General features: G+C 71.6%; 8 protein-coding genes and 2 pseudogenes. 4 read left to right on the top strand and 6 right to left on the bottom strand.

From position 1 onward, the window contains the following. Positions 1–2: 2 nt before the first annotated feature. The 3 genes from LY71_RS11720 to LY71_RS11710 all read right to left on the bottom strand — a co-directional run bounded on the left by LY71_RS11720 (position 3) and on the right by LY71_RS11710 (position 3,930). The gene (locus LY71_RS11720; protein ID WP_106277643.1) at positions 3–1,349 is read right to left on the bottom strand and encodes an ABC1 kinase family protein; all 1,347 of its coding nucleotides are present in this window, start codon (positions 1,347–1,349) and stop codon (positions 3–5) included. Next, entirely contained in the window at positions 1,336–2,880 is a 1,545-nt protein-coding gene (locus LY71_RS11715; protein ID WP_106277641.1) for an acyl-CoA synthetase, read from the bottom strand. Before LY71_RS11715 ends, LY71_RS11720 begins: the two co-directional genes overlap by 14 nt. Positions 2,881–2,955: 75 nt before the next feature. After that, positions 2,956–3,930: a hypothetical protein gene (locus tag LY71_RS11710; RefSeq protein WP_106277639.1), complete on the bottom strand. Its 975-nt coding sequence runs from the start codon at positions 3,928–3,930 to the stop codon at positions 2,956–2,958. A gap of 110 nt (positions 3,931–4,040) precedes the next feature. On the opposite strand from LY71_RS11710, the gene LY71_RS11705 reads away from it, so the two are divergent. From LY71_RS11705 to LY71_RS11690, 4 genes and pseudogenes are all read left to right on the top strand, one after another. Continuing rightward, a complete protein-coding gene (locus tag LY71_RS11705) occupies positions 4,041–5,291 on the top strand; it encodes a GGDEF domain-containing protein (protein ID WP_146146120.1) in 1,251 nt (416 codons plus the stop codon). A gap of 1,865 nt (positions 5,292–7,156) precedes the next feature. Next, a pseudogene (locus tag LY71_RS11700) lies at positions 7,157–8,287 on the top strand (IS3 family transposase). 146 nt (positions 8,288–8,433) lie between these two features. Next, positions 8,434–10,911 (top strand): BREX-1 system adenine-specific DNA-methyltransferase PglX, encoded by a 2,478-nt coding sequence (locus LY71_RS11695; RefSeq protein ID WP_106277635.1) that lies wholly within the window; start codon positions 8,434–8,436, stop codon positions 10,909–10,911. Next, positions 10,908–13,280 carry a hypothetical protein gene (locus LY71_RS11690; protein ID WP_106277633.1) on the top strand — a complete coding sequence of 791 codons (2,373 nt, stop codon included), beginning with the start codon at positions 10,908–10,910 and terminating at the stop codon, positions 13,278–13,280. The genes LY71_RS11695 and LY71_RS11690 overlap by 4 nt, the downstream gene beginning before the upstream one ends. Here LY71_RS11690 and LY71_RS11685 read toward each other — a convergent pair. From LY71_RS11685 to LY71_RS11675, 3 genes and pseudogenes are all read right to left on the bottom strand, one after another. Beyond that, a complete protein-coding gene (locus LY71_RS11685; RefSeq protein ID WP_170121322.1) occupies positions 13,232–14,593 on the bottom strand; it encodes a 5-methylcytosine restriction system specificity protein McrC in 1,362 nt (453 codons plus the stop codon). The genes LY71_RS11690 and LY71_RS11685 overlap by 49 nt on opposite strands. A gap of 92 nt (positions 14,594–14,685) precedes the next feature. Beyond that, complete coding sequence (locus LY71_RS11680) at positions 14,686–16,350, bottom strand: McrB family protein (RefSeq protein ID WP_245887862.1); 1,665 nt, start codon at positions 16,348–16,350, stop codon at positions 14,686–14,688. Positions 16,351–16,696: 346 nt separating this feature from the next. Continuing rightward, a pseudogene (locus LY71_RS11675) lies at positions 16,697–17,796 on the bottom strand (IS3 family transposase). Positions 17,797–17,893: the final 97 nt, after the last annotated feature.

The raw sequence follows: 17,893 nt of genomic DNA, 5'->3' as shown, positions 1-17,893 counted from the left end.
GCTCAGGTCCTCGCCGCCGGGGTCGCGTCCGCGTAGCCGGGCAGCCAGCGGCGGACCTCGCCGTCGACGGCCACCGTGGCGCCCAGCGAGCAGAGGACGCCGACCAGTCCCACGGCCACGCGCTGCAGCAGCAGGTGCCGCGGCGGGATGGCGAGCCGGCGCTGGGTGCGGGAGGCGGCGCTGAACGGGTCGGAGGAGACCTTCGTCTGCTCCTGCATCCAGGCGCGGGCGAACCGGTAGGCGGGCTCGCGCAGCGGCTGCAGGTAGGGGTCGAGCAGGTCCATCAGGGCCTGTGCGGTCACCTCGTCGGGGCGCAGCAGCCGCGCGGAGGCGGCGATGCGGTGCAGGGCCGCGGCGTCGCCGTCCCGACCGGCGGCGAGGAGGGGGCCGAGCCGGGCCGGCCAGCCGTCGGGGAGGGCCTCGGTGGCGCCGAAGTCGAGGACGGCGAGCCGGCCGTCGGGCAGCAGCCGGAAGTTGCCGGGGTGCGGGTCGCCGTGCAGCCGCCGCGCGCGCTCGGGGGCGGAGCAGAACAGGCGCACCAGCAGCAGGCCGGCGCGGTCGCGGTCGCCCGGGGCGCCGTCGGTGATGACCCGCGACAGCGGCGTCCCGTCGACCCAGCGGCTCACCAGCACGTGGTCCTCGCCGGCGAGCACCTCGGGGACGCAGACGTCGGGGTCGTCGCGGTAGGCGTCGGCGAACGCGGTCTGCGCGTCGGCCTCCTGCACGTAGTCGACCTCCTCGACGAGCCGGTCGCGCAGCTCGGCGATCAGCTGCCGGGCGTCGAGGCCGGGCATGGCCGCCTGCATGAGCGGCGCCGCCCGCTGCAGCACGTTCAGGTCGGCGACCAGCGCGTCGCCGGCGCCCGGGTACTGGACCTTCACCGCCACCGGGCTGCCGTCGGACCAGGTGGCGCGGTGCACCTGCCCGACGCTGGCCGCCGCCACCGGCCGGTCGTCGAAGTCGCGGAACCACTCCCGCCAGCTCTCGCCGAGGGACCGGGTGAGCTCCTCGTGCACCATCGGCGCCGGCATCGCCGGTGCTGCGTCCTGCAGCCGGACGAGCGCCTCGCGGTAGGGGCCGACCAGCTGCTCGGGCAGGGCGGCCTCCATCGCCGACATCGCCTGGCCGACCTTCATCGCGCCGCCCTTGAGCTGGCCGAGGGTGGCGAACAGCTGCTCGGCGGTCCGCTGCTGCACCTGCGCGGCGACCACCTCGGCGGGGTGGCCGCCGATCCGCTTGCCGAGGCCGAGGGCGGTGCGCCCGGCGTACGCCGCGGGCAGCGCGGCGAGCCGGGCGGTGCGGGCGAGCCGGCTGCTGGTCGGCCGGCCGTCCCCATCAGTGGACGCCACGGTCCTGGCTGGCCCAGTAGGGCTCGCGCAGCGTCCGCTTGAGCACCTTGCCCACGGGGGAGAGCGGCAGCGCGTCGACGACGTCCATCGACCGCGGCGTCTTGTACCCGGCGAGCCGGTCGGCGCAGAAGGCTCGCAGCTCCTCGAGGGTGACGGTGGCGCCGGCCGCCGGGACGACGACGGCGTGCACCCGCTCGCCCCAGGTCTCGTCGGGGACGCCGATGACCGCGCAGGTGGCCACGGCCGGGTGCTGGGCGAGGACGTTCTCCACCTCGACCGAGTACACGTTCTCCCCGCCGGAGATGATCATGTCCTTGAGGCGGTCGGTGAGGTAGAGGTAACCGTCGTCGTCCATCCAGCCGGCGTCGCCGGTGTGCATCCACCCGCCGCGCAGCGCCTCGGCGGTCTCCTGCGGACGATCCCAGTAGCCGAGCATCACGTTGCCGCCGCGGACGACGACCTCGCCGACCTCGCGGCGGGGCAGCTCGACGTCGTCCGGGCCGACGACGCGCACCTCGGTGTGCGGCGCGGCGCGGCCGACGGAGCGCCGGTGCCGCGGGTCCTCGTGGTCCTCGGGGGTGAGCACGGTGGCCCCGGGGGCGAGCTCGGTCATGCCGTAGGCCTGCATGAAGCGTGCGTTGGGCCAGGCCTTCATCGCCCGGCCGAGCAGGGCGTCGGACATCGGGGAGGCGCCGTAGAGCACCCGCCGGACGCTGGTCAGGTCGAACTCGTCGACCCGCGGGTGATCGACGACCAGCTGGACCATCGTGGGCACCAGCAGCAGGTCGGTGACGCGGTGCTCCTGGACGGCGGTCAGCACCGCGACCGGGTCGAACACCGGGATCATCACCTGCGTGCCGCCGACGACGACGCCGCCGACCCAGTGGGCGAACGCGGCGAGGTGGAACATCGGCGCGGAGTGCAGGCCGACCGCGCCGGGCGGGAAGTGGACGGCGGCCAGCCCGCCCATGGACGACGTCAGCAGGTTGTCGTGGCTGAGCGTGACGCCCTTGGACCGGCCGGTGGTGCCGCCGGTGTAGAAGACGCCGGCCAGGTCGGCGCCGCCGCGGCGGGCGTCCTCGACCGGCTCGTGCGCCGCGACGAGCTCCTCGAAGGAGAGCAAGCCGTCGGGGGTCGGGCCGTCGCCGGCGTGGACTACGGACCGCAGCCCGGGGTGCGCCGACCGGATGCCGTCGACGCAGCCGGCGAAGACATCGTCGACGACGAGGACGGAGGCGCCGACCTCGGCGAGGGAGTCGGCGATCTCGGGGACGCTCCAGCGGATGTTGACGGGGACGACGACGCCGCCGGCCCACAGCGTCGCGCCGAGGAACTCGTGGTACCGGTCGGAGTTCAGCGACAGGATCGCCGCGCGCTCGCCGTCCCGGATGCCGAGCTTCTGCAGCGCGGCCGCGAGGCGGGCGATCCGGTCGACCGACTCGGCGTGGGTGCGGGTGCGGCCGGCGCAGACGGTGGCGACCTCATGCGGGCGCTGCTGGACGTGGCGGTGCAGACCCTGGGTGACGTACACGGTGCCGACCCCCTTCTCCGGTGGGTCCGGAGCGTCCCGCCGACGAGGTCGGCGGGCCAGGGGCGGACGGCCCCGTCAGCCGATGACGAAGGCGGTGGTGTGCGGGTCGGCGCCGGTGCACGAGCCGACGACGGTGACGGTGCCGCCGTCGGTGGTGAGAGCCCCGAACGCGCCGGCGCCGCCGCACAGCCCGGCGATCCCGGTGACCCCGCCGGTGACCAGGTCGACCGCCGTCAGCTCGGCCGGGTGGTAGGAGGCCGACAGCACGACGTAGGCGGATTGGCCGTCGACGGCGACGTCGAGGGCGGTGTCGTCGGTGCCCTCGACGTCGACCTGCGTGTGCACCGCGCCGTCGACGACGGTGACCAGTCGCCCGGCATCCCGCGCCTCGTTGACGTAGGCGGTGACGACGACGGTGCCGTCGGCGGTGACCTGCAGGTCGGTGGGGGTGCCGATCTCCTCCGGGACGACCTCGACCGGTTCGCCGTCAGGGCGGAGGTCGGGGGCGAGGCGGAGGAGTTCGACGCCGTCCCGGTGGACGAGGGCGACCAGGCCGTCCGGTGCCCGCGCGAGGTGGGTGACCGGGCCGGGTGCGGTGGCGGTGGCGCGGACCTCGCCGGTGTGCGCGTCGACGGCGGCGAGCTCCGTGTCGTGGGCGAGGTAGAGGGTGTCGCCGTCGAGGAGGGCGGCGGTCGGGGGTCCCCCCAGCGGCAGCGGGAGGACCTCGCCGCCGACCTGCGTCAGAGCGGTGCCGACGACGAGCGGCGTGCCGGTGTCGGCGATGACCAGCCGGCTGCCCGGCTCCGCGGCGGGGATCTCGCGGACGACGCCGGTCGCTGGGGGAACGAGCCAGCTCCGGCCGTCGCCGCTGACCAGGGCGACGGGCGGACCGTCGGGGTCGGGCGCGAGATCGAGGACGGTGACGTCCGTGCCGAGTGCACTGTCGAGGTCGACAGTCCCGATGACCGCCCGGGCGCCCGGCGGGTCGGGTCCGGCGGTGCAGGCGGCCGCGAGCAGGACGAACAGCGCCGCGGCGGCGGTGCGGGACATGGCGCCTCCCGGGGGAGCGTCCCGCCTCGTTCGCCGTCCCGGGGGATCCGGACGCCTCCCGTGCCGGAACGTGTTCCGCCGGTGACGCTCGGCAGCTAGCGTCGCCCCGCGTGAGTGCCCTCATCCCGACGCCCCGCCTGCCCGTGTCCGAGCTGCCCAACCCGCGGCCGGCGGTGGCCGAGGCGGCGCGGCTGGCGGCGATCGCCAGCTACCGGGTGCCGGGGCACGCCGGGATCGAGGACCTCGACGCCGTCGTCGCGTACATGGCCGGGACGGTGGACGCGCCGATCGCGGTGATCAACCTGGTCGGCCCGGACGAGCAGTGCTTCCCGGCCGAGAAGGGCGCGGGTGCGCCGTACTCGCACGTGCCCGACGAGCTGTCGTTCTGCGCGTACGTGGTGGCGCTGCGGGCGCCGCTGGAGGTGTCCGACGCGGCCGAGCACCCGGTGTTCCGCGACAACCCGGCGGTGGTGGCCGGGGCGATCCGCTCCTACCTCGGGGTGCCGCTGATCGACGAGGACGGCTACGTGCTCGGCTCGCTGGGCGTGTTCGACGACGAGCCGCGGGAGTTCACGCCGGCGGAGCAGGCGGTGCTGGAGATCCAGGTCCGGCTGGTGCGCAGCGTGCTGTCGCTGCGGCGGCAGGTGGCCTGGCACAAGTGGGACGCCGGGCTGCTGGCGGCGCAGGGGCGGACGCTGGAGGCGGTGGCGGCCGGACTGCCGCTGGAGGCCGTGCTCGACACGCTGGCGTCGTCGACGGCCGAGCTTGATTCCGAGGCGGACGCCGCGCAGTCGCGGCGGCTGCAGGAGACGGTGGACCGGCTGACCGCGGTGGCGGTGAAGGCCGACGGCTGGAAGCAGGCGCTGCTGCGGTCGGCGCGGCAGGACCCGCTGACCGGGCTGGCCAACCGCAGCCACCTGCTCGACACCGGCCGCGCGGCGCTGGCGGTCGGGGGAGCGGTGCTCTTCGTGGACGTCGACCGGTTCAAGGAGGTCAACGACCGCGGCGGGCACGCGGTGGGGGACCAGCTGCTCGTGCGGCTCGCCGAGCGGATGCGCCGGCACGTGGAGCGGGAACTGCCGGGGACCGTGGTCGGTCGGCTGGGCGGGGACGAGTTCGTGGCGGTGCTGCCCGGGGTGGACGTTGCTGCTGCCGAGGCCATCGGGCACGGGCTTGCTGCTGTGCTGGTGGACGAGGTCGAGGTGGGACGGCGGACGGTGCGGGTGTCGGCCTCCATCGGGCTGGCGATGGCCGCCCCGGGGACGACGCTGGACGAGGTCCTCTCGCTGGCGGATCGGGCGATGTACGGCGCCAAGGAACGCGGCCGCGGCGTACTGCACAGGATCGACGCGGAGTCATAGCTCAGTTCCGGCCGGACACCTAGGTCTTGGTAACGGCAGTCTTCGACGTCATCTGCGAGGTGTTCAGCAGCGGCTTGCTGATCATGCGCTGGCCAGGCTACTTCATGGGGCGCGGAGGAGGTCGATGGAGGAGGAGATGGTGCTCGGCGGCGCCGTAGTAGGTCCGGGCTGGTCCTGAGGGTTGTTGGAACGTACGCTTCTCCTGGTAGAACCGTGGCCGGCCACCCGGGGAAGGTGGCCGGCCACGCCCTTGGACGCTGACTAGCGAGGGCATCTTCGTGGATGCCGGCGTTCTGTAGACTGCGCCGACACCGAGCGCAGTAGCCGCCTTGAAAGCCCGTTGGTAAGTCAGTCTTTCGTTCGACTCAGGAGCGGTATCTACTTGGTAATTATAGGTTGCCCAAGTACCTCCTCTAATCATGGTGCGCATAGAAAATTCGCGCGTGTCAAGGACTCGGCTCTGACGGCTCCTATTTGACATTGCATTACTGAGTGTTGCAATGATGTTGCACTAGAGTGGCTTGCGTATCTACCAATACTCAGGGTAAATAGCTCCAACACCTAACCGGACGACGCTGCTATGTCGTGCCCTAATGCAGGGCGTCGGCGCCCCAAGTGTCGTGCCCATCGAGCGCGCTTGCTGTCGCAATTCCGGGCAGCAAGGTAGGCCGGACTGTCCTGGCGCCGGAAGCCTGCGCATCTGGCGGGAGCATCGGCTGGGAGAATTGCGCATGGGAGGCGCCTGCCACAGTGGGTTGACGTACTGCATCGCGCAGAGGTGAGGTTGACTTGTAGCGTTGCATAGAATCGCAAGTGTGAGCAACTCCAGTTGGTGTGGCGGATAGAATATTGCTGCGATTCGAATGGGCATCGAGTCGCGGAGCCACGGTGCTCGTTCGTCAGTTCTACTCCTCATAATTCAGTAGCGCTCGAATCCGCGCTTCCGCATTATTGCGCTGAATTTCGCAAACTGTTAAGGCGGCGCCAAGTGAACGGAGAACGTCCTGTTCAATCAGCTCGCGTGGCACGTTGTCGCGGATCCAGAGGACCGACCGTTGGTGTCGCAGTGACGCGATAGCGGTGGGTTCGTAGCGATAGGCGCTAGTAATGCGGCCAAACGCAATGGTGGATGCCCGTCTTGAGGGGAGGGCGACGAGGTCACCTACACGCATGCGTCGATGAAAAGCGTCAATCTGAGTTGCCCATGTCGTGATTGCATTAGTCCTGGCGGTGGGATAAGCAACCTCCAGTCGATGACGGAGCTCCTCGCTCACGGAAATCGTTGAAAGATCGCCCACTTCGGGCCACCCAATGCCCACAGAGCTCGTCTTGAATGCCGTCTCCTCGCCTTCCCTGTGTCGTCCACCTCGGACCAACCAAAGCGCCACACTCGTCCTCTTTCCCATAGTTGAGCCGGTGCATTAGTGGATGAATTGTGTCATTTGCTAATGTCTAGGGCTGATCGCTGGCCGGGCTTCGCTTGACTGGTGCATGGCTACAGCAAGCCACCTATACCGGTCGCCGGTCGACCGGTAAGTAACCGCATCTCGACAGTGGTGCAATAATCCCTACTCTTGTGCGATTCGCCTTGACGGCGTAGGCGGATGTCTCCCGCCGTTTCGTCACCGATCGACCTTGTCACGCCTCCATGTTGCGACGACGCAGGTCGTGCAGCGAGCGTCGCCAGTGCCAACGGCGTGTCGTTGAGGCTTAGGTGTACTAAGCACGGACGTTGATGACGGCGTCCGGTGACATGAGGGACTGCCCCCGGTTCGGTTGACTCCTTGGGGTGCCCCCGGTTCGGCGGAGTCGCTGGAAGGACCAGCATCGTGCCCAAGCCGTTCCCGGTGTAGTTCCGTCGTGACGTGATCGCCGTGGCCGGCAAGGGCGATGCGTCGGTCGTCCAGGTGGCCCGGGACTTCAGAATCACGGAGTCCTGTCTGCAGCGGTGGTTGAAGATTGCCGACCTCGAGGACGGACTCGCCGCGCCGACCTCGAGCGACCGCCGCGGCCGATGCGCCGACGAATCCGTGGAGCTGCGCGAGCTAGGTCGGCGCAACAAGCTGCTCGAGCAGGAGAACGAGATCCTGCGCCGGGCGACCGCGTACTTCGCCCGTGACGTCCTCCCAAAATGATTTACCCGCTGGTCCGTGAACTCGCCGCCGAGAAGATCCCCGTCGCGGTGACCTGCCGGGTGCTGGGCTTCTCCGAGCAGGCCTTCTACAAGTGGTGCGCCGACCCGGTCAGTCAGCGCGACTGGGACGACGCGCACCTGATCAACGCCGCCTACGACATCCACCACGACGACCCCGCGTTCGGCGAGCGGTTCATCACCGATCAGCTGCGCGAACGCAGCCTGACCGCGGGTGAGAACCGGGTCGCCCGGCTGTGCTCCCAGCAGCGGATCTGGTCGGTGAACGCCCGAGAAGCGCGGCCTGAACCGCAAGGCCGGCCCGCCGGTGCACGAGGACCTGGTCGACCGCCAGTTCACCGCCAAGGCACCCAACGCGGTCTGGCTGACCGACAACACCGAGCACCCCACCAGCGAGGGCAAGCTCTACCTCTGCGCAATCAAGGACCTGCACTCCGGCCGGATCGTCGGCTACTCCATGGACGCCCGGATGACCGCGTCACTGGCGGTGACCGCGCTGCGCAACGCGATCGCCCTACGCGGACCGGCCGGCACGATCGTGCACTCCGACCGGGGCCGCCAGTTCCGCTCGACCGCCTTCGTCACCGCGCTGAAGAACCACGGGCTGATCGGGTCGATGGGCCGGGTCGGCGCCTGCAGGGACAACGCCGCGATGGAGTCCTTCTTCGCGCTGCTGCAGCGCAACGTTCTCGACCGCCAGAGCCGGGCCACCCGGGAGGACCTGCGGCTGGCAATCATCACCTGGATCGAGAGGACCTACCACCGGCGCCGCCGGCAACGCCGCCTCGGCCGACTCACACCCATCGAGTTCGAGACACTGACCCAGGCCGCTCACGCGGCCTGACCGCCCCTACCGAACCGAGTCAACTGAAGTCGGGGCAGTCCCCTCTGACGGCAGGGAGACAACCTTCACAGGTGGAGTACACCCCACACACAGCAACCTGGCGCGCCCGGCCGCAAACGGTCGGACCCCCTGGTTACGGTGCGCCCATGACCTCCTCGCCGCTCTCCGTGTCAGCCGGGGCGGCGCCGAAGGCCCAGGACCTCCGCAGGCTGGCCACCGCCTTGAGCGGCCTGGCGCCCCTGCGGGAGGCCCCGGCGGCGGCGGCGCTGCTGGTCGCCGAAGAAGCGGCCGACGCCGGCCGCTTCGCCGCGGAGTTTCCGACCGCCGCGGCCCGCGTGGCGGTCCTGCGCCGAGCGCTGGAGACGACGGACAACGGCGTAGCAGCTCTGGCGCTCATCAGCCGGATGGCCCCGCACGTGCTTCCGGAAGAGCTCGGTCAGCTGTACCAGGCCCTTCGACGGCCACACGTCCGGCGGGCAAACGCCGTTGCGTTCACCGGCGGCGCCAAGCTGGATGGCGCGGACCTGCTGGCCGTCACCCAGTTCCTCACCGACGGCTACCTGGTCCGGTGGCTGACCGCCCGGACGCTTGATGGCCTCGACGACGCCTCACTGGTGGTCGCCGACCCGGCCGTGGGCGGCGGCGCGTTCCTGCTCGCCGCCTACCGGCACTTGATCGCTTCGCCCACCTGGGCGGTGCCAGCCGCTGAACGCTCCGCGGTGCTGCTCGACCGGGTTCTGCGCGGCTACGACCTTGATCCGGCGCTGGCCGAGATTGCCGCCGTCGCGCTGTGGCTGCAGGCGCTGCGGCACACCGGCGACGCGCGGGCGCCGAACTGGATCACCACCGGCGGCCACCCGCTTGCCGGCGCGCTCGACCCAGTCACCCTCGGCCGGGTGCTGCCCGCCGGTGAGCAGCGGCGGCTGGCGCTGCTCACCAACCCGCCGTTCCTCGGCCGGCGGCTGATGGGCGTGCCACTGCGCCAGCACCTCAAGGCCCACTTCCCCTCCGCGGGCAACGACCTGTGTGCGGCCTTTGTCGGCCACCTCACCACCAACCTCACCGAGGGCGATCGGCTGGGCGTCGTGCACCAGAGCACGCTCACCCACCTAGTCACTCTCGCCCAGCTGCGCCGGTCGGTCATCGCGCGGGCCCGCGTGCTCGATGCGGTCGACCTGGGCTCCGGGGCCTTCCGTGAGCTGTCCGGGGACAAGGCTCGGGTCACGCTCACCCTTCTGGAGGGCGGGGGCGGCGCGGGCGACGCCTGGCCCGAGGCCCGGCTCGACCTTTCCGCGCTAAACCGCGAGGCCAAGCAGGCGGCGCTGGAGGCCGACCTCGCCGGCACCCCCTCGTCCGGGCACAGAGCGCGCGCGGCGTCGCTGCGCGCGCTCCGCGACGCCCACCCCGCCTACAGCACCGTCGCTCGCCCGATGCAGGGCAGTTCCACCGGTGACAACACCCGGTTCGTCCGCTTCGCATGGGAGGTCCCGGCCGACGAGGAGGGGTGGCGGGAAGCCAGCAAGGGTGGCGGTTACTCCAAGTGGTGGGGGCTGCGCCGCTACGTCGTCCGCTGGGGCGAAGGCGGATCACTGCTGCGCGCTCACTCAGGGGCGGCCCTGCGCAACCCGGAACTCGCCGACGCCGCCCAGCTGGTCTGGAGCGATACCGGCACCGCGGGACTGAACGTGCGGCTACACGCGCCTGGCTCGGTGTTCATGGCGTCCGGGCCCGGCATACTGGTGGGCCGCGGCGAGCCGCTGTCCCACGCGGCGGTGCTGAACTCGCGGGTACTGACCGCCTACCTGCGCTGCGTCAATCCCAAGTTGACCCTCACCGCCGGCGCGCTCGCCGCCAGTCCCTTCCCGGAGGCGGCTCTCGGCGACGAGACGCTGCGCGCGCTCGCCGCGCAGTGCGTGCGGCTCAAGCAGCGGGCCGAGTCCCGCCGACCCGACTGCCTCGACTGGGTTGGAGCGCCCGCCGTCGACGGGGACCTGCTGGACGTGCTGGGCACGATCTGGCTCGCGGACCTCGACGGGGAGCTGCAGCGGCTGGCCGCCGAGGCGGAGATCGATGACCGCGTCGCCGAACTGTTCGGCGACGCCGACGGCCTCACCGAGGAGCGCGTGGAGACCACAGGCGTGGCTGCCGCTCGGCAGCCCGAGGTCCCGCTACTGGAGCGGCCCGACCACCTGGAGGCCCGCTTCGCCCGCCGGCTCACCCCGGGGTTGCGCTACAGCGGCGGGCTGCGGACGCCTACTGGCTGCGAGGGGCCGCTGGAGGCGCTGAGCTTGTACCTGGGCGCCAGCGCGGCAAGCGTGGCTCACCGGCTGCGCGAGGCGACGCTGCCGGTACACACGCTGCGCAAGTACCTGGAGGCGGTGCTTCACGAACACTGCCTGGCCGTCATGGGGTTCACCGCCGACCGCACCTGGCGCCCCCGCCGCCGGCCGCTGCCCTCGGTCGCCGGAGCCGTCGCCGAGGCGGTCGGCACCGCGCGGATGCCGCTGCTCGACCAGCCGGTCGAGGAGTGGATCGCCCGTCGGCTGGGCCCTGTTCACACCGCGGCGTTCCGCAGGCGCCCGGTGCTGCATGTTGGCACCGACGAGATTCGGCTGGCCCGGTGAACCGCCTGGACGAGCTGGCCCTGCGCGGCTGGCAGCGGTTGCGCACCCGCGCGCTCGGCGGGGTGCTCCCGCACGAGGACCCGGTCGCCGCGATGACCGCCGCCGGCACGGCCGTCCGCGCGCTCTCCGCCGCCGCCGCGCACGCCGCGCTGCGACCGCTCATCGGCTGGGCCCCCGCACGCACCGCCGGTCAGGTTGCCGACGACCTCGCCGGCATCCTTCGGCCCGGCGCGGCGCTGCTGGCCTGGTCCGACGGCGCAGATCCGGAGTTGCTGGCCGAGCTGGCGGCCGAGTCGGTCAACCTGTCCGCGTTTTACGAGACCCTGCTGACCGCCGACTGGCGCGCCGGCACCACGGCGGACCAGCACACCCGCCGGGCCTTCGGTGCATTCCATACCCCCGAAGAGTTCACCCGCCGCGTCGTCGCTCGCACCGCCGCAGTGGTGGCACGCGATCGGCTGGGCGACGCGTCCGATCTCGCCCGGGCGCGGCTGCTCAGCTCGCTGCGGGTCGCCGACCTCGCAGTCGGCCCCGGTCGGTTTCCGGTGGCCTGGCTGGAGCACCTTCGCGAGCTGGGCCTGCTGCACGACCTGCTAGTGGAGGCCGCCCGGAACCTGGAGCTCACTGACGTCGACCAGGTGGCGCTGGAGCTGGCCGCCGTCGCCTGCGCGGTCACCGTCGGTGACGCCACTCTGCTCGCCGACGGTCCCCGGCTGCGGCACGGCAACGCGCTGCTGCACCGCGCAGGCGCCGGCAATCCGGCCGCTGCATTCGTCGCCGGCCGGATCTGGGACCCGGCTGTTGGCGTGGCTGCGCCCGAGGAGCCAGTCGACCTCGTGCTGGGCAACCCGCCGTGGGAACGGGTCCGGGTCGAGCCGCGCCCGCTGCTGCGTGGCCTGCTCGACGCCGCCGCGGACGACGGGCACCGCGCCAGCCGGGACGAGCACTTGGACGCCACCCGAAGCAGCCACCCGCTGCTGCACGCCTGGCTCGCCGATGTGCGGGCTTCTACCGCCGATGGCCTCCGTGCAATGCGCGCCGACCCCCGGCTGGCCCGTGGCGCCCGCGGCGAGCTGTACACGCACGTGCTGTTCACCGAGTTGGCGCTGGACCGGGTGCGTGAGCGCGACGGCTGGGTAGCGGTGCTGGTGAAGAGCGCGATGCTGACCAGCACGGGGCATGCCGCGCTGATGCGGCCGCTACTCGACGGGCACCAGGTGCACGAGGTGTGGGACTACCGCAACGAGGAGCGGATCTTCGACATCGACAGCCGGGAGCGGTTCGCCTTCCTGCTGGCCGGGCCGGCGACGGCACCGCACACCCGACTGGCCACCGGGCTCACCCGCGTGCGTGACCTCGGCGACGAGGCGCTGCTGACCACCCTCGACGACGAGCTCCGCCTCCGGATCAACCCCTCCAGCGGGCTGCTTCCAGCGTGCACGCGCGAGGAGCTGCCCCGGTTGCTGGCGCTGTCGGCGAGCCCGCTGCTCGGCGACGCCTACCCGGACGCACACTTCGGCCGGCTGCTGCACCTCACCAACCACTCCGAGGGCATCTCCCGGCATCCGGCGCCGGGGCTGCTCCCGGTGTGGGAGGGCCGGATGATCGAGCAGTACACCGCCAGGTTCGCCACCTTCGCCGGGGTTACCGGGCCGCAGCGGTGGAGCGCGAAGGTCAGGGCCACTTCGGTCCGGCCGGAGCAGCGCGCCGACCCGTACTACCGGCCCGAGGCCCGCTGGTGGGTTCGCCCGGACGTGTGGGAGAAGGTGGCCCGCCGGCACGCACAGCCGTTCAGCCTGGTCTGGCGCAACGCGTCCTCGCCGTTCAATAGGCGCACGATGCTGGCCACAGTGCTGCCGCGGGTCCCCACCATTCAGTCAGTTCAGCTACTCCAGCTCCCCGATGCCGAGCGCCTGCTGCAGCTGTGCGGGGTGCTCGACAGTCTGCCGTTCGACTGGTTGCTCCGCCGCCGGATGCCCGGGATCGACGTCACCGGCACCGTGGTGCGCCAGGTGCCCGTGCCCGACCCGGCCGCGTGGAAGCACGTGGTCGCCTTCGGCGGGGCGCGGGCGACGCTCGGCCAGCACCTGCTCACCCGGGTCGGCGCGCTGCTTGCCGACGACGCCGCGGTACACCCGCTGCTGGCCTCAGCGCTCGGTGCGGTGCCGCCGCCCGCGGCCGACCGCGGCCGCACTCGGCGGGAGGTCGACGTCTTGGTCGCCCACGGCTACGGGCTCTCCCTCGCCGACCTCTGCGAGCTCGCCGCGGACTTCTCTGCTGACGTCCCGGCCGACGAAGTCGAGATGCTGCGCGCCGGCGGCTACGGGGTGGTGAGGGAGGGCAGCGCCGCAGCGAGCCGGGACAGGTAGGCCGCTATCGGCCGTTGTGCGTCCCCCGGTTCGGGCCACGGCAGGGTGAGGACGTCGAGCTCCAGGCGGTCAGGCTCCCGGTGCAGTGTGCGCAGCAGGCCCGCGGGGCCGCCTCGCTCGGCCGGGTACAGCAGCGCGCAGCGGGTGACCGGCCGCCGCGGGGCCAGCCCTCGGGCAAGGTGGCTGTACGCGAAGAGCTGGTAGAGGTCAGCGCGGTCGGGGGCGACGCTGTAGTCGCCCTCCGGGCCCCAGACACCCAGCCGCTTGTACTTGGCGTCACCGCACCACACGACGTCGTTGTTGAGGACCAAGAAGTCTGGGTAGGACTTGTCCTCCTCCCGCGACCGCGACCGCGCCCCGGCCCAGGGCGCGGGGACCTTGGCGTGCTCGCCCAACTGGCCGAGCTCGCTGCGTAGCACCCGAACCCCCGGCCAGCGCTGTCGCATCGCCCGGTCAAGCAGGTTCTCCCACAGCTTCTCACTGCGGACGACCACCTCACGGACGTCCACCCGGTCGTCGGTGTCGTTCACCGGCCCGGCGTGCTGCCCACTGAGCACCTGCAGCGCGACCTCGAGCACCGGCCGCCACGCGGCGTCGAGCCGACCGGGGCGCAGTCCACGACCGAGCCGGACGGCCTCGGCCGGGGGCAGCGAGGGGATGTCGCGCAGCAGCCGGCGTACCTGGACCGCCCGTTGGGGAATCCGGCCGAGGACCTGCCCGAGCAGCGCGGTTACACCGTCGGCGGGGCGGGTGCAGACGTCGAGTGCGGTGACAACGACCCGCTGCAGGGTGGTGCCGGGGGTGAGGTCGTCGAACCGGCAGAGCAGATGGGTGCGCCGCTCTGCCAACGCGCGTGGGATGTCCTCGGCGACGATGCGGCCGCGCATCGCGGGCAGCCGCTCCTCCCGCTCCACGTAGCCCTGGCGGACCTTACGGGCGAGCGGCTCGGTGAGCGCGACCAGCCGCGCCCACAGGTAGGCGGGCGGTGCGGCGGCGTCCGGACCGAGGCTCAGCGTGGCGGGTGGGGCCTGCACATCGGCGGCCCCGGCGAGGCCGTAGAGAGCCGGGAGGTGGCGTAGGTCGGTGCTCGCCGCCCCCGCGACGTCGTCCCGGCTGACCGAGCTCAGCCCCCACAGCACAGAGCTGGTGCTGTCCTTGTCGCGGACCGCCTCCAGGGCGAGCGCCGCCTCAGGGGAGCCAGCCGGGAGGGCCAGTGTGTCGCCCTCGTAGACAACAGCAACGCTGGTGCCGCCCGCGGCCGGGACGAGCTCGACAACCCGTTGCCCGGCGCCGCGCCAGTGTTTGGGCAGCACGGCGAGCAGCAGCGACCGGCCGCCGCCGCTGACTGAGACGAGTCCACAGCGGTTGCCGCGCGGCGCGGCCTTGAGCGCGAGGATGGTGCGGCTCAGGCCTGATCGCCTCCGTTCGGCTCGGCGTCCGGCTCGGGCGCCGCGCGCACCGGGGCCGGCGGTTGTTCGTGCGGCGGCGCCTGGTCGACGACCAGTGTGCGGGAGAGGCCCGTGCCGTCGGCGCGGACCTGCAGGCCGAGGGCGCGTAGGTGGTCGTCCAGGCGCGTTCCGGCGACCTCGGCCGCGGTCCGCTGGGCTTCGGTGAGGTCGCCGCGGGCGAGCAGGAAGGAGGCGCGGTCCCCGCTGACCAGCAAGGCCTCGGCCCCCTGGGCGGCGATGAGGTCGATCAGTTGCGGCAGCAGCGCGTACTGCCAGGCGCGGCGCAGCGCGGTGGGGGTCGGCTCGGGGACGGCCTGGTGAAGTGTGAGCCGGCCGAACTGGCGGTTGGAGGCCGGCACCTGGTCGGCGGTGCCCCATGCAGATAGTTGCGCGATCGCCGAGAGTGGAAGGGAGCGCATCACGTAGTGGTCGGAGCCCACGCGCAGAAAGACAAGCGCGTGGAGGCGGATCGCCGTCCAGCCCAGGTCGCCGATGTTCTCCGTGCCGGCGGTGCCGTTGAGGTTCAACCGCCAGGTCAGGTTGGCCCTGTCGCCGCCGTAGTACTTGAGCTCCGAGCCGGTGTAGGTGGTGCTGTTGTACTCGACGGTGACGGGACGGGTCGTGGCACCGGCAGGCAGCTGCGGGCCGAGGAAGAAGTGCGCCGAGCCCTCGGCGGGGTTCTGCCGCCCGCGCTTAGAGAGGTCGACTTGGTTGCGCTTGACGCTGGTGCTCTTGCCGACCTCGACCCAGAAGGCCTCCAGGATGGTGCGGCCGCCGGTGGTGCCGGTCCGCAGCTCCTCGGCCAGCACGGCCAGCTCGGCGCCGCCATCGCCACCGCGGGTGCCGTCGAGGGCGTTGGCGGCGTCGAACAGGTAGCTGTGCCCGAGGACGTGGTCGGCGCCGAGCACCGGCTGAAGCAAGTCGTCGTTGAGGACGCTGAGGGTCTGAGCGCTGGGCTCGATCGCCGCACGGATGGCGGTGCCGTACAGGGCCTCGATGTCCTGTGCCATGTCGGCGGCGCCCATCGGTGGGAGCCGGACGAAGGCGAACCGCCGTCGCAGCGCGCTGTCCAGGCCGGCCACCGAGCGGTCTGTGGTGTTCATGGTGGCCAGGATGTAGAGGTTGTCGGGGATGCCGAAGCCGTCGATCTCCTCGACGCCGAGGTCGACGTCGCCGGACGGAAGGGTGACGGTGAGGCCGCCGCCCCATGCCTCCCTCTGCTCTTCATAGCGGAGCCGCTTGCTGGCCTCGATGGTGAGCATCGCGTCGCCGAGAACGCGAGGGACATTGGCTCGGTTGAGCTCGTCTAGCAGGACCAAGAAGTCCTTGTGCGGGTCCTCGAGGGCGTCCTTGACCCGCTGCTGGAGGAAGCCGGGGCGATAAGTGAAGCCGTCCTCGTCGGCGCGCAGGCCGCCGATGAAGTCTTCGTAGCTGGTGCTCGGGTGCAACGTGATGGCCCACTTGCCGCGGGCGTCGCCGCCGAGCTCACGCCCGGTGCGGGCCTGCCAGTCCTGAGCGATCTCGTCAAGCAGGTAGGTCTTACCGGTTCCGGGCGGCCCCTCGATAACCACGTTCCGGAAGCTCCGCGCCACGGCGATGACTTCCTCCGCGCTCGGCTGCATCACACCCCGTTCCTGTTGCCGCCGCTGCCGGTCCGTTCGCGACGCGGCCTCTGCGGGCCGGGTGATCCGGCACCGCATCGCAGTCAAACACGGGGCGGGGTCCTTCCGGGGGAGGCTGCGGCAGACGCAGTTCCGCGATGTCGTCGGTGCCGGCCGCGCCCCTCTGGCTGCCGAGGCCGCAGGTGGGCAGCGACCGGCCGCCCGTGACATGCCAAGTTGCAGAGCATGAATCGCCCTGCGCCGACGCAGGGAGGCCGCCACCTCGACGTGGGAGTAGTGAAGTGACCCCCGTCAGGCGGACGCCTTGGTGTGCCCCGGGTTCGACGGAGTCGGGTTGTTGGACTCGTTAGGCCCCGATGATCAGTTGTCGGTTCTCGAACTCTATGGGTGTGAGCATGCCCAGGCGGCTGTGCCGTCGTTGCCGGTTGTGCCAGATCTCGAGGTACTCGAAGATCGCGTTGGCTAGCTCGATGCGGGTCTTCCAGCGTCGGCGGTCGAGGAGCTCGACCTGCATCCGGGACCAGAAGGACTCGATCATCGAGTTGTCGTAGCAGTCGCCGATGCTGCCCATCGAGGGCACCAGCCCGCTGGCCTTGGCGCGGTCGGTGAACGCCCAGGAGCCGAATTGCACGCCGCGGTTGGAATGGATGACCGCGCCTGGGGGTGGTTTGCGGGACTCGATCGCCATGCCGAGAGCGTTGGTGACCAGCGCTGCGCTCGGTGAGGAGTCGATCGACCAGCCCACCACGCGCCGGGAGTGGGTGTCGAGGACGACGGCGCAGTAGACCTTGCCCTCGGCGGTGGGGTGCTCGGTGATGTCGGTGACCCACAGCTGATTGGGCGCCGAGCGGGCGAAGCGCCGGTCGACCAGGTCCATGGCGATCGTGTCGGGTCGGGCGCGCACCCACTTGGGCCGGCCGGTGGCGCCCTTGAGCCCGGCCCGGGCCATCAGCAGCTCGACGGTTCCGTGCGCGACGACTAGGCCGCGTCCGAGGGTGAGCTCGGCGTGCACCCGCCGGAAGCCGTAGGTGCCGCGGGAGACTGTGTGGATCTCGCGGATGGCGTCAGTAAGTAGCGCGTGGCGGATGCTGCGGGCCGAGGGGGCGCGGCTCTTCCACTCGTAGTAGCCCGACGCCGACACATCCAGGACCCGGGCGGCCAGCTGGACCGATAGTCCTTCGCCCGCCATCACCGCGATGGCCTGGAACCGCCTTTTGGGGGCACCACCTTCCCCAGTAGCTCCGAGGCCCTCCGGTGCACGGCCAGCTCGGCCTCCAAGGCGGCGATCCGCTGCTTGGCGGTCGCCAGCTCGGACTTCTCTGCGGAGGTCAGCCCCGGCTCGCGGCCCTTGTCGATGCGGTCCTGCCGGCGCCAGGTGTAGATCGTCTGGTCGCTGATGCCCAGCGCCTTGGCTACCTCGGCGACCGGCCGGCCGGACTCGACCAGATCTAGACGAGTAAGTCCGAAGTCCGGTCAATGGTCGTAGGCGATCAGGGATCGGGTGATCGGCTGGCCGGTGGCCCGGTTGTGCCAGATCGCGGCG

Origin of the sequence: Geodermatophilus tzadiensis, assembly GCF_003002915.1 — a bacterium.
GTDB classification, from domain to species: domain Bacteria; phylum Actinomycetota; class Actinomycetes; order Mycobacteriales; family Geodermatophilaceae; genus Geodermatophilus; species Geodermatophilus tzadiensis.
The sequence above is the reverse complement of the archived record's forward strand: the minus strand, read 5'-3'. Positions and strand labels throughout refer to the sequence as shown.